The organism is Mycobacterium sp. URHD0025 (assembly GCF_000426065.1).
GTDB lineage: Bacteria > Actinomycetota > Actinomycetes > Mycobacteriales > Mycobacteriaceae > Mycobacterium.
This window is the reverse complement of the sequence record NZ_AUEQ01000008.1, coordinates 334,614-347,039: the sequence shown is the minus strand read 5'-3', so window position 1 is coordinate 347,039 and position 12,426 is coordinate 334,614. Positions and strand designations below refer to the sequence as shown.

Here is a 12,426-nt window from a genome sequence, read left to right as displayed (position 1 = left end):
CCAATTACCCCTTTACCGCACCAGATGTCAGGCCAGCGACGATACGTCGCTGGAAGATGAGAACAAAGATGATGATCGGGATGGTGATGACCATCGCCCCTGCAGCGATCGACCCGGTCGGCTCCTCGAACTGCGAACTGCCGGTGAAGTTCGCGATCGCCACGGGCGCGGTGATCGCCCGCTGCGTCGCGGTCAGCGACAACGCCAGCAGCAGGTCGTTCCACGCGAAGATGAAGACCAGGATGGCCGCGGTGACGATGCCCGGGGCCGCCAGCGGTGCGATCACCATGCGGAAGGCCTGGGCCGGGGTGGCCCCGTCCATCTTGGCGGCCTTCTCCAGATCCCATGGGATCTCCCGGAAGAAGGCCGACAGCGTGTAGATCGCCAGCGGCAGTGCGAACGTGATGTAGGGAATGATCAGGCCGGGCCAGGTGTCGAACAAGCCGATCGTCCGCCACAGGTTGAAGATCGGGGTCACCAGCGAGATCTGCGGGAACATTGCGATCAACAGGGCGACGCCCACCAACAGCTTCTTTCCGGGGAAATCCAACCGGGCCACCGCGTACGCGGCCATGCCACCGATCACCACCGCGATCACCGTGGTGATCAAGCCGATGCCGATCGAGTTGACCAACGCCGAGGTGAAGATGTTGCCGGTGAAGATGCCCTTGTAGTTGTCGAACGTGATCTGAGCCGGAATGAGCTTGCCGTCCTTGACACTCGACGTCGGCTTCAACGACAGCGACAAAATCCACAGCACCGGGATCAGCGCATAGAGCACCACCAGGATGTTCACGACGGTCCACCCCGTCGCGCGCTGCGCACTCACCCGCTCGGTCATCGACACTGTCCTCTGCTCTTCGCGCGAGCGCTCATCGGCCCTCCACCTCTGCGCCGGGCGCCGACGCACCGAAGATCTTGATGAAGACGAACGCGATGACCGCCACCGACAAGAAGATCAATACGCTGATGGCCGAACCCAATCCGAGATTGAAAGCCTTGAACAAGTTGTCATACCCCAGGATCGACACCGATCCGGTGTTGTTGGCACCACCGGTCAACACATAGATGTTGTCGAAGATCCGGAACGCGTCGAGGGTCCGGAACAGCAGCGCGACCAGGATAGCCGGTTTGATCAGCGGCAGAATCACTTTCACCAGCCGCGTCCAGGCCCCCGCCCCGTCGACCTCGGCCGCGTTGAGCAGATCCTGCGGCACCAGCGCCAGGCCGGCCAGCAACAGCAGTGCCATGAACGGCGTGGTCTTCCACACCTCGGCGAGCACGATGATGGCCAGCGACGGCAGCTGTTCGGTCAACGGGGCACTGCCGTCGGGCAGCAGGTTGGCCAGATAGCCCGTGCCCGGAGTCCAGGCGTAGTACCAGCTGTAGGACGCCGCCACCGTCACGATCCCGTACGGAATCAGCACCGCGGTACGGACCACGCCCTTACCGAAGATGGTGCGGTGCATGACGAGTGCCAAGGCCATGCCGAGGACGAACTCGATGGTCACCGAGACGACGGTGATCGCCAGCGTCACCGCGAACGCCATCCACCAGTAGCGGTCGGTGAGGATGGTCTGATAGTTCGCGAGCCCGACGAACGTCGTGTCGTCGGGAGCGGCCAGGTTGTAGCGCTGCAGGCTCAGCCACACCGCGTACCCGATCGGATACGCGGTCACCGCGACCATCAGGATCACTGCGGGCGCGATCAGCCCGAACGCCAGCCTGCGCTCCGAGGCACGGTCCGTCGTGGAGGTGCTCATGGGATCAGCCCCTTGCCGTCGATGGCCTTCTGCACCTGTTCGGTCAGCTCATCGGCGGTGTGCTCCGGGTCGATGTTCGTGATCGGCGCCAGGGTTGCCGAAATGCGGGTGGACACAGCCTGATACACCGGCGTCGCGGGGCGCACCGCGGCATTGGTCAGTTGCTCGCGGATGATCGCGTACTGCGGGTACTTGGTCTGGAACGCAGGATCGTCGTACAGCGATTCGCGCACCGCGGGCAGCCCGCCCTCGACCGAGGTATAGCGCTGATTCTCCACGTTGCGCAGGCATCGGATGGCCTCGAATGCCTCGGCCTTGTGCCGGCTGGTCTTGGCCACCGCGAGGTTCAGCCCGCCCAGGGTCACCTTGGCCGGCTCACCCTCGCGCACACCCGGATAGTTGGCGAACCCGAACACCTCTTTGCTGGCCTCATATGCCGATTCGAATTGCTCGTCCGTGGGCGAGAAGGTACCCAGATCGTTGATGGCCCCGGCGAGATCGGCACGTTGGTCGAGCGGCAGGAACTTCACGCCGCCCTTGACGGCGTTCTCCAGCAGCGAGGGCAGCACGAACGGCCAGTTGACCTCGAGTGCGGCCTTGCCCTGCTCCAGGGCGAGCCGGGCCGTCGCCTCGTCGGTCTGGGTCACCGACGGATCGGCTCCCGGAGCCGTGGCAACCGATTTGATGACCTGCAGCGCCTTGACGGTGGCCGCCCGGTGCTCCGGCGTGTCGGTCAGGGTGACGGTCTTGCCGTCATCGGAGAGCACCTGGCCGCCCGCGCTGGCCAGCAGGGTGTTGAACCAGACGACGAGGCCCTCGTACTGCTTGGCCTGTACCGCAATCCAACTGGGCTTGCCCGCCGCATGCAGGCGGTTCGCCTCGGAAACCATGCCATCCCAGGTTGACGGCGGCGCGTCCATCAAATCGGCCCGGTACCAAAGCAATTGGGTGTTGGTGGTGATGGGCGACGCATACAGCTTGTCTTGCCAGCGCGCGGTCTCCAGCGGCCCGGGCAGCGTGTTCTCCGTCGCGTCGGACTCGGCCTCCCCCGCCGGATCCTCGGATAGTGGGACGGCCCAGCCCGCCTCGGCGAACTCAGCGGTCCACACCACGTCGAGCGCCATGATGTCGAGCGTCTTGTCGTTACCGGTCAGCCGACGCGCCAGCTGCAACCGTTGGTCGTCAGCACCTTTCGGCAAACTCACCTGCTTGATGGTGAAGCGGTCGCCGAGTTCGGCGTTGCAGCGTTTGGCCACGGCGGTGAAAGTCGCCATCTCGTTGGCCGGGGTGTAGTAGTTGATGACGATCCCGTCGTCGCCCTTACCACAACCTGACACCACCGAGGCCGTCGTCAACGCGGCCACTGCCGCAGCACATAGCCGCCGAGCGCGCACCGCTGTGCCTCCCGTTCGCATTCGATGTCGCCGCCGCAGCGGCTCCCGCGCGCAAACCGTAGAGCCATGCGGAGCGGATGTCCAACAGTTTGGGCGTGCCGCGTCACAATCGTGACCTGCGGACATTCTGCCACCACGGCCGGGATGCGGCCGCCTATCGCGTCAGATCGTCAAGCGCGCCAGCAGATCCCGGCCCTGTTCGGCGCCCTGCGGATCGCACAGGACGTCGTATCGTCCCGCGACCAGCTGCATCGTCGAACTGAAATCTCTTGTGCCGCGAGCCATCGCATACGGGATGGCCGAGGTGATCAGGCCGAAGAAGACGCCGGCAACCAGGCCGGTGAGCAGCGCGCTCCACGGGTTGGGGCTGAAGAACCCCAGGATCAGGCCGATGAACAGGCCGAGCCACGCGCCCGACAAGACACCGCCGCCCAGCACCTTCGGCCAGCTCAGGCGGCCGGTGACGCGCTCGACCTGCATCAGATCAACCCCGACGATCGTCACCTGCTGCACCGGGAACTGTTGGTCGGACAGGTAGTCGACGGCGCGCTGGGCCTCCGCGTACGTCGGGTAGGAACCGATGGGCCAGCCTTTGGGCGGCGTCGGCAATGCACCGCGCGCGGCAGGCGCCGCACCCGGTGTCTGACCGGACTGAAATGGGCTCGTCATCGAACTTCACTCTCCTCCGCAGCGCCCCCTCGGCGGCTGCTCTTGTTACAGCAACGCCCTCACACCGGATTTGGTGCCGATCTCACGCGCCCGGGGCGTCACCGTCCGTGCGCTAGGTTGATCAGCATGACAAACCCGGACGGCAACGCGGGCGAAACGCCGCCATCCGATCCCGGCTCCCAGCCGTCTGAACCGTTGTCCGGCGGCTACGAAGCACCTTCCATCGAACATTCCCAGGATCGGCCGCAGAGCGGCGGGGCGCAACCGCAATACGGGTTCGAACCGCAGAGCTACGACGTCAATCCGTCTTATCCGCCGTATCCGCCGTATCCGCCCGCGATCGACTATCCCGCGGACATCCCACATGACTACGCTCCGCCGCCGTTCCCGGGCGCATCCGCTTATCCCCCGCCGTATCCGCCGCCGGGGTACGGCTATCCCGTCGGCTACGGGATGTCGCCGGCGGGCACCACCAACACCATGGCCATCGGATCGCTGGTCGCCTCGATCGTGTCGGTGCCCCTGTTCGCCGTCTGCGGGATCGGACTGCTCGCCGCCCTGGTCGGAATCGGCCTCGGGATCGCCGGACTGAATCAGATCAAGCAGAACAGACAATCCGGCCAGGGCTTAGCCATTGCCGGCATCATCATCGGGGCCCTCAGCGCCCTCTTCAATGCAGGCTGGCTCTTGTTCTTCGTCGGCGCCATGTTCGCCGCGTAGCGAGCCGTCACACGACCCGGATCAGGTCGGCGGCCGGAACGGTTCGGCCAGCCGGCTCATGCCCGCCGCCCGCCCTTTGCCCGCGATCACCAAGGCCATCTTTCTGCTGGCCTCATCGATCATCTCGTCGCCCAGCATCACCGCGCCCCTGGCCCCACCGGCGTGCGAGGTGTGCCATTCATAGGCATCGAGGATCAGCTCGGCATGGTCGTAATCGGCCTGACGCGGACTGAAGATCTCGTTGCCCGCCTCGATCTGGTCCGGATGCAGGACCCACTTGCCGTCGTAGCCCAGCGCGGCCGAACGGCCGGCCACGCGGCGGAACCCATCGACATCGCGCACTTTGACATACGGGCCGTCGATCGCGTTGATGCCGCGCGCCCGGGCTGCCACCAGGATCCGCATCAGCACATGGTGGTGCGCGTCGCCGATGTCGTACCCGTCCGGTTGCCCGCCGACCTCCAGGGTGCGCATGTTCAGGCTGGCCGCCATGTCACCGGGCCCGAGCACGAGTGCCTGTATCCGCGGAGCCGCCGCGATCGCGTCGACATTGGTCAGCCCCTGCGCGTTCTCGATCTGGGCCTCGATGCCGATGCCACCCGGTTCAAGACCGTGGGTGGCCTCCAACTGGCTGAGCAGCAGATCGAGGGCCTGGACGTGGGATACCTCGGTGACCTTGGGCAGCACGATCAGGTCGAGCGCCACCCCGGCCTTCGTGACCACCTCGATCACGTCGGCATGGGTCCACGGTGTGCTCCAGTCGTTGACCCGCACCCCGCGCAGTTGTCCGGCCCAGCCGTCGTCCGCCAGTGCCGCCGCCACCTGTGTGCGGGCCGACTCCTTGGCATCGGGGGCGACCGCATCCTCCAGGTCGAGGAACACCTCGTCAGCCGGCAGGCTTTTGGCCTTCTCGATCATCTTCAGGCTGCTTCCCGGAACCGAGAGGCACGTTCTACGGGGCCGATACGTGTTCTCCACGACCACAGTCTCTACCCTTTGATTCATGGCGGCGGTGAACAGGGTCTACGCGGCCCGGCTTGCGGGGATGGTGGTGCTGGGCCCCGACGGGGAGTCCATCGGCCGTGTCCGCGACGTGGTGATCAGCATCAGCATCGTCCGCCAACAGCCGCGCGTTCTCGGCCTGGTGGTCGAATTGCTCACGCGGCGAAGGATTTTCGTTCCGATTCTGCGGGTGACAGCGATCGAGCCGGGTTCGGTGACACTGGCGACCGGCAGTGTGTCACTGCGCCGCTTCGCGCAACGGCCCGGCGAGGTTCTGGTGTTGGGCCAGGTGCTCGAGACCCGGGTGCGGATCGACGACCCCGACCTGGAGCAGCTGGCCGGAATCGACGTCGTGGTAGTCGATCTGGGCATCGAGCAGACCCGGACCCGCGACTGGGTGGTGACGCGGGTGGCCGTGCGCCCCCAGCGACGGCTGGGGCGGCGCAGCAACATCCACGTCGTCGAGTGGCAGAACGTGCACGGGTTGACGCCGTCGGGCCTGGCGATGCCCGACCAGGGGGTGGCCTCACTGCTCGAGCAGTTCGAGGGACAGCGTCCGGTCGAGGTGGCCGAGGCCCTGCGGGAGTTGCCGGTCAAGCGGCGCTACGAGCTGTACCGGGCGTTCGACGACGAGCGTTTGGCCGACGTGCTTCAGGAGCTGCCGGAGGACGAGCAGGCCGCGGTGCTGCGTCAGCTGAACACCGAGCGCGCCGCCGACGTGCTGGAGGCCATGGATCCCGACGACGCCGCCGACGTTCTGGGCTCCATGACGCCGGCCGACGCCGAGACGCTGCTGCGCAAGATGGACCCCGAGGACTCCGAGGATGTGCGACGGCTGTTGGCGCACTCACCCGACACCGCGGGCGGTCTGATGACCAGCGAACCGGTGGTCCTCGCCCCGGACACCACGGTCGCCGAGGCGCTGGCGCAGGTGCGCGACCCGGACCTCACCCCCGCACTGGCATCGATGGCCTTCGTCACCCGTCCCCCCAGCGCCACACCCACCGGCCACTACCTGGGCTGCGTGCACCTCCAGCGGCTGCTGCGCGAACCGCCTGCGGCCCTGGTGAGCGGCATCATCGACAAGGACTTGCCCAGCTTGAGCCCGGCCGATTCGCTGGCCGCCGTGACCCGCTACTTCGCCGCCTACAACCTGGTGTGCGGGCCGGTGGTCGATGAGGAGAACCACCTGCTCGGGGCGGTGTCGGTGGACGACGTGCTCGACCACATGCTGCCGGTCGACTGGCGCGAACACGACGAGCCGGAACTCCCGGTGGCGGGCTCATGAGCGAATCGTCAGCGCGTCAGCGGTTGGACACCCCCCGTGGCACGCGCGGTTTCGGGCTGCACGTCGACGTCGAGGCGGTCGGCCAGTTCGGCGAATCCGTCGCACGCTTCCTCGGCACCGGCCGGTATCTGGCGATCCAGACGATCATCGTGCTGGTCTGGATCGCCCTGAACATCGGCGTCTTCACGTTCGAGTGGGATCCCTACCCGTTCATCCTGCTCAACCTGGCCTTCTCCACCCAGGCCGCCTACGCCGCCCCGCTGATCCTGCTGGCCCAGAACCGCCAGGAGAACCGGGACCGCGTCTCGCTGGAAGAGGACCGGCGCCGGGCCGAGCAGACCAAGGCGGACACCGAGTACCTGGCCCGCGAGCTGGCGTCGCTGCGGCTGGCGGTGGGCGAGGTCGTCACGCGCGATTATCTGCGCCGTGAGCTGGAGGAACTGCGGGAACTGATCACCGAACTGAACCCGCACCCCGATCCCGACCGAACCGCTCCGGGCAAAGTCGACGGGGCCGAGCGCCGGTCCAAACGCGGTGGTTGATATCGCTGTCCACCATTGTCGTAACAACGGAAACCGCGACTATGTATGGTGACTTGGTTCACAACGTGATATTTGGCCGAAGTCGACCTAAGGACGGGTAAGTGCGCGTAGGGGGAGGAGCGGTGATCGCAACCGCTCGGCGCCGTATGAGCCGGCTGGTGCGCTCGCCCGCGCTCGGCGTCGCCGTGCTGGCCCCCATCGTGCTGGTCGCCGGCGCCGGATCGGCCGCCCCGGGTGCCGACGTGTCCAACACCGCCGTCACGCCTCTGGCCGCGGTCGAACCGCGGATCGACCGCTCGGGTCCCGCGGTGGTCGCCGCCACCAGGCCGCCGACCAACTTCCGCATCAAGTCGATGAACACGATTTCGGCTCCGCCGCCGGCGTTCGTCGTCAATTCCCCTGGCGCCCTGGGCATTCCAGGGTCCTCACTCAAGGCCTACCGCAATGCCGAGCGGATGATGGCCGCGGCCTACCCCGGCTGCGGCATCAGCTGGAATCTGCTGGCCGGTATCGGACGGATCGAATCCGGCCACGCCAACGGCGGCGCCACCGATGCCCGCGGCACTGCCGTGCGCCCCATCTACGGCCCCGCGCTCGACGGCACCTTGCCGGGCAACGAGATCATCGTCCAGAGCGCCCAGGCCGGACGGATCTCATACGTTCGGGCGATGGGCCCGATGCAGTTCCTGCCAGGGACCTGGGCTCGCTACGCCTCCGACGGCGACGGCGACGGCAAGGCCGATGTGCAGAACGTGTTCGACTCGGCGCTGGCTGCCGCCCGCTATCTGTGCAGCGGCGGGCTCAACCTGCGCGATCAGTCACAGGTCATGTCGGCCATCCTCCGGTACAACAACTCGGTGGCCTACGCCCGCAACGTGTTGGGCTGGGCCGCGGCATATGCCACCGGCGTGGTGCCGGTCGACCTGCCCGAGATCACCGGGTCCATTCCGCCGATCGGCGACTCCCATCTGGACAATCCGGAAGGCCTCGGCCCCGGCCTGCCCACGGATGCCACCGGCCTGCCCGCGGGCGATCCGCTGGCCCTCATTCCGCTGCTCAACCGCAATGAGACCGGCACGCAGAACGTTCCCGGGTTTGCACCCGGGCAGGTGCTCGGCCCGCTGCCCGGTCCGGCACAGGCCATCCCGTCGGAGACGCCGGCCGCACCGCCACAATGGGTCCCGCCGTGGGAGCAACCGCGTCAACCCGCGTGTGTGGTTTTCTGCCTCGGAGAGCAGGCTCCCCCGCCGGCTCCCGCGCCCGGACCGCAGCAGCTTCCGCCTCCCGCACCGGGACTCGCGCCCGCTCCGCCCGCCCCGGCGGGTCCGCCGATCGAGGCGGCACCCCCGGCTCCGGCACTCGGCCCGGCATTGGGACCGGCAGTAGGACCGGCCCCCGGCCCCGCCCCGGGCCCGGCTCCAGGCCCGGCCTGACGCTGGTCTGAAGCGGCCTGGATCAGAGAGGCCGCAGCGCCGCCGTAGACTCGGCGATGATGTCCGAATCTGCCACTGAGCTGCAATCCGCGGTTCGCGCCGCGCTGGCCAAGGTGATCGACCCCGAATTGCGGAAGCCGATCACCGAACTCGGCATGGTCAAGAACATCTCGATCGAGGCCGACCACGGCGTACACGTCGAGATCTACCTGACCACCGCGGCCTGCCCGAAGAAGAACGAGATCTCCGACCTGGTGAAGGCCGCCGTCACCGACGTGCCCGGCACCGGCGCCGTCAAGGTGAGCCTCGACGTGATGAACGACGAGCAGCGCGCCGAGTTGCGCACGATGCTGCGCGGCGATTCCCGCGAGCCGGTGATCCCGTTCGCCCAGCCCAATTCCCTGACCCGGGTCTACGCGGTGGCTTCAGGCAAGGGTGGCGTCGGCAAATCGAGCGTCACGGTCAACCTGGCCGCCGCGATGGCCGCCCGCGGATTGTCCGTCGGTCTGCTGGATGCCGACATCTACGGCCATTCGGTGCCACGGATGATGGGCACCAACGACCGGCCCACACAGGTCGACTCGATGATCCTGCCGCCGATCGCCCACGACGTGAAAGTCATCTCGATCGCGATGTTCACCCAGGGCAACACGCCCGTGGTGTGGCGCGGGCCGATGCTGCACCGGGCGCTGCAGCAGTTCCTGGCCGATGTCTACTGGGGCGATCTGGACGTGCTGCTGCTCGATCTGCCGCCCGGCACCGGCGATATCGCCATCTCGGTCGCCCAGTTGATCCCAGGCGCGGAGATCCTCGTGGTGACCACTCCGCAGATGGCTGCCGCCGAGGTGGCCGAGCGGGCCGGCGCGATTGCCCTGCAGACCCGCCAGCGCATCGCGGGCGTGGTCGAGAACATGTCCGGCCTGCAGATGCCGGACGGCACCGTCATGCAGCTCTTCGGCGAGGGCGGCGGCCGTCAGGTGGCCGACTCGCTGACCCGCTCGGTGGGCGCCGAGGTGCCGCTGCTGGGTCAGGTCCCGCTGGACCCGGCGCTCGTGGCCGCGGGTGACTCCGGGGTTCCGCTGGTGTTGTCTGCGCCAGAATCAGCCGCAGGCGCCGAGCTGCGCAAGATCGCCGAGGGCCTGTCGGCCCGCAAGCGGGGCCTGGCCGGGATGTCGCTGGGTCTGGATACCGCGCGCCGCTAAGTGGCGTCGGGGTCGAATGTGGTGCCGGCCGGCTTGGCCGCGGGATCGCCGACGGGCTTGTCGTTCGTGGGTGTCGGCGGCTGCGTCCGGTTGTCGTCGAAGGCGCCGGTCAGGAATGAATCGTCACCTTCGAGCAGGTGCTTGGTGATCGCGGCCCGCGGCGTCATGCCGCGCAGCTTCTGGAGCTCGGCAAGCGGTTGCCGAAGATCGTCGAACTCCGGCCCCAGATCCTGACGCAACTGGGTGGTGGCGCCGCTGACGTAGTCGCGGGCCTGCTTCAGGGCACCGGATGTCCACCGGATGGCACCGGGCAGGCGCTCGGGTCCCAGGATCACCAGACCGGCGATCACCAGGACCAGCATCTCTCCCCACCCGATGTTCGCGAACATCGTTACTGCGCTTTTTGATCGTCGCCGATCGGCGTGACCATGAATGTCATCGGCCGACCGTCGCGGAGCACCTCGACCGGGGATTCCTGCCCGATCTTGAGTTGACGCACCGCGACAACCATCTCATCGGCGTCGGCGACCTTGCGGTCCCCCACCTTGACCACCACGTCGTTCTCCAGGATGCCGGCCTTGTCAGCCGGGCCACCGGCGTTGACGTTGCGGACCTGCGCGCCCGAGGCCACGCTGTTGCTCACCGTGACGGCGCTGAGCAACAGGGTCGGATGCGCGACCTTGCCGTCCTTGATCAGGTTCTCGACGACCTGCTTGACCTCGTTGACGGGGATCGCGAAACCGAGCCCACTGGCGCTGTCCGACAAGGACTTTCCGGCCGTGTTGATCCCGATCACCTCGGAGGACATGTTGATCAGCGGGCCACCGGAGTTGCCGTGGTTGATCGAGGCATCGGTCTGCAGCCCGTCGATCACGGTGTCGGTGTCGGAACCCTCACCCGAGAGCGGCACCGGCCGGTGCAGTGCGCTGATGATGCCGTGCGTGACCGTGCTGCGCAGGCCCAGCGGAGCTCCGGCGGCGATCACTTCCTCACCGACGCGCACCTTCTCGGAATCGCCGAACCGCGCCACGACGAGGTTGTCGACGTTGTCGACCTTGAGCACCGCGAGATCGGTCTTGGGGTCGCGGCCGACCAGGTTGGCCGGCACTTCCTTGCCGTCGTTGAACACCACGGTGATCTGGTAGTCCGCGGGCTTGCTCGCGGCATCGGAGATCACGTGGTTGTTGGTGACGATGTAGCCCTTGCCGTCGACGACGACGCCCGAGCCCTGTGAGCCCTCGGTCTTGCTCTTGGCCTCGATGGTCACCACGGAGTCCTCGACCGCGCTGGCGACGGTGGCGAACCGGCCGGCGTCGGGCGACGGAAGGTCACCGGTCTCCAGCGTCACCTTGGAGGTCGTGAAGGCCTGCACGGTGCCCGCGGTCTTCTGCCCGACCCAGCCGCCGATGAAGGCGATCAACCCGGCGACGATGAACAGGATCACCAACGACGGCCACGACACCCGGCCGCCGAACAGGACCTCGCGGGCGCCCAACTTGCCGATCGGAGCCGCAGTGACGACCGGTGCGGCCGGCGCCTGAGCGGGGGTGCCGAGCGCCGGGATGGCGCCCGGATCGCGCCAGGGATCGTCGAAATCGTCGTCGCCGGCGTTCCGCTCGGCCTCAAGCGCTCCGGCGTCGGTCGGATGGCGCTGCAGGGAGTCGTCAGTGCCGGACGGGCGGCCGAAGGCCTCGGCCAGCACAGGATCGGGTGGTTGGTCCTTGGGGGCGTACTCGCCCTGGTCCTGATACTTCTCCGCGCCGAGGAAGGAGCCGTCGACGCCCGCGGGCCGGCCGAACGTGCGCTGCGACAACTGGTCGACGGGTGGCCGCTCGACAGGGCGCGGTTCCAGACGGCCGCTCTCGTCGGACTGGTCCTGGTTGGTCACCGGTGTATCACTCTCTATCGGAGCGCCTGCCCCAGCCGGATAGGCCGACGCCGGTCACTGATCGCCTTGCTGTGCAGCCTACCGGCGCTTACGCCGACTCCGCGTCGGGTCATCGGCAAACTGAGGCTGTTCGCCGACCTCGGCCGAAGGCTGTGGGCTGTGGTGCGGTATCTGCGACAACAGTCCCAACAGGGAATTCGGAATGGCTATCGGACAGGAGTCCCGCAATGCGGCCCGGGCCTGGCCCTGGGCGTCGACCTCGGCCGCGCAATCCGGGCACAGGGACAAGTGATGGGCGGCCCGCAGATGCGCGCTCATCCGCAATTCACCGTCGACGAAGGCCGCGATGGCCTCGGTCGAGAGGTGTTCGGTGGAACCGAACTGGCGAGGTGCGCCCACCGGGGCGTCACTCTGAGAAGCGAACTGCGCAGGCAACCAGGAGAAAGCCCGACGGAACACATGTCCCGGGTCGACCATCACCCAGCTCCTCTCGCCACGACGAATTGTCCTGACCCGAATGTAGCG

The 12,426-nt window shown here is 67.3% G+C and carries 13 protein-coding genes; 5 read left to right on the top strand and 8 right to left on the bottom strand.

Annotated features, from left to right (window positions below):
* Positions 1-4: 4 nt before the first annotated feature.
* The 4 genes from H977_RS0111970 to H977_RS0111955 form a co-directional block, all read right to left on the bottom strand.
* The gene (locus tag H977_RS0111970; protein ID WP_196808225.1) at positions 5-829 is read right to left on the bottom strand and encodes a carbohydrate ABC transporter permease; all 825 of its coding nucleotides are present in this window, start codon (positions 827-829) and stop codon (positions 5-7) included.
* A gap of 43 nt (positions 830-872) precedes the next feature.
* Positions 873-1,763, bottom strand: coding sequence for a carbohydrate ABC transporter permease (locus H977_RS0111965; RefSeq protein ID WP_029108086.1), 891 nt, complete (start codon positions 1,761-1,763; stop codon positions 873-875).
* Positions 1,760-3,157, bottom strand: a complete 1,398-nt coding sequence (locus H977_RS0111960; protein WP_029108085.1) for an ABC transporter substrate-binding protein — start codon at positions 3,155-3,157, stop codon at positions 1,760-1,762. Before H977_RS0111960 ends, H977_RS0111965 begins: the two co-directional genes overlap by 4 nt.
* A 162-nt stretch (positions 3,158-3,319) precedes the next feature.
* Positions 3,320-3,826: a YflT domain-containing protein gene (locus H977_RS0111955; RefSeq protein ID WP_029108084.1), complete on the bottom strand. Its 507-nt coding sequence runs from the start codon at positions 3,824-3,826 to the stop codon at positions 3,320-3,322.
* A 126-nt stretch (positions 3,827-3,952) separates the two neighbouring features.
* Here H977_RS0111955 and H977_RS32980 point away from each other — a divergent pair, with 126 nt between their 5' ends.
* Positions 3,953-4,546, top strand: a complete 594-nt coding sequence (locus H977_RS32980) for a DUF4190 domain-containing protein (RefSeq protein ID WP_051288804.1) — start codon at positions 3,953-3,955, stop codon at positions 4,544-4,546.
* 21 nt (positions 4,547-4,567) lie between these two features.
* Here H977_RS32980 and H977_RS0111945 read toward each other — a convergent pair whose 3' ends face one another.
* Positions 4,568-5,524: an HpcH/HpaI aldolase/citrate lyase family protein gene (locus tag H977_RS0111945; protein ID WP_029108083.1), complete on the bottom strand. Its 957-nt coding sequence runs from the start codon at positions 5,522-5,524 to the stop codon at positions 4,568-4,570.
* A gap of 25 nt (positions 5,525-5,549) precedes the next feature.
* Here H977_RS0111945 and H977_RS0111940 point away from each other — a divergent pair, with 25 nt between their 5' ends.
* The 4 genes from H977_RS0111940 (at position 5,550) to H977_RS0111925 (ending at position 10,013) form a co-directional block, all read left to right on the top strand.
* Entirely contained in the window at positions 5,550-6,836 is a 1,287-nt protein-coding gene (locus tag H977_RS0111940) for a magnesium transporter MgtE N-terminal domain-containing protein (RefSeq protein ID WP_029108082.1), read from the top strand.
* Positions 6,833-7,378 carry a DUF1003 domain-containing protein gene (locus H977_RS0111935; protein ID WP_029108081.1) on the top strand — a complete coding sequence of 182 codons (546 nt, stop codon included), beginning with the start codon at positions 6,833-6,835 and terminating at the stop codon, positions 7,376-7,378. The genes H977_RS0111940 and H977_RS0111935 overlap by 4 nt, the downstream gene beginning before the upstream one ends.
* Positions 7,379-7,524: 146 nt before the next feature.
* On the top strand, positions 7,525-8,811 hold the full coding sequence (locus H977_RS0111930; RefSeq protein WP_051288803.1) for a lytic transglycosylase domain-containing protein: 1,287 nt from the start codon (positions 7,525-7,527) through the stop codon (positions 8,809-8,811).
* Between the two features lie 59 nt (positions 8,812-8,870).
* Complete coding sequence (locus H977_RS0111925; RefSeq protein WP_029108079.1) at positions 8,871-10,013, top strand: Mrp/NBP35 family ATP-binding protein; 1,143 nt, start codon at positions 8,871-8,873, stop codon at positions 10,011-10,013.
* Here the strand turns inward: H977_RS0111925 and tatB are convergent.
* The 3 genes from tatB to rseA form a co-directional block, all read right to left on the bottom strand.
* A complete protein-coding gene (gene tatB, locus H977_RS0111920) occupies positions 10,010-10,402 on the bottom strand; it encodes a Sec-independent protein translocase protein TatB (RefSeq protein WP_029108078.1) in 393 nt (130 codons plus the stop codon). The genes H977_RS0111925 and tatB overlap by 4 nt on opposite strands.
* A gap of 2 nt (positions 10,403-10,404) precedes the next feature.
* Positions 10,405-11,901 (bottom strand): serine protease HtrA, encoded by a 1,497-nt coding sequence (htrA, locus tag H977_RS0111915; protein ID WP_029108077.1) that lies wholly within the window; start codon positions 11,899-11,901, stop codon positions 10,405-10,407.
* Positions 11,902-11,979: 78 nt separating this feature from the next.
* Positions 11,980-12,378: an anti-sigma E factor RseA gene (gene rseA, locus H977_RS0111910; RefSeq protein WP_029108076.1), complete on the bottom strand. Its 399-nt coding sequence runs from the start codon at positions 12,376-12,378 to the stop codon at positions 11,980-11,982.
* Positions 12,379-12,426 lie beyond the last annotated feature (48 nt).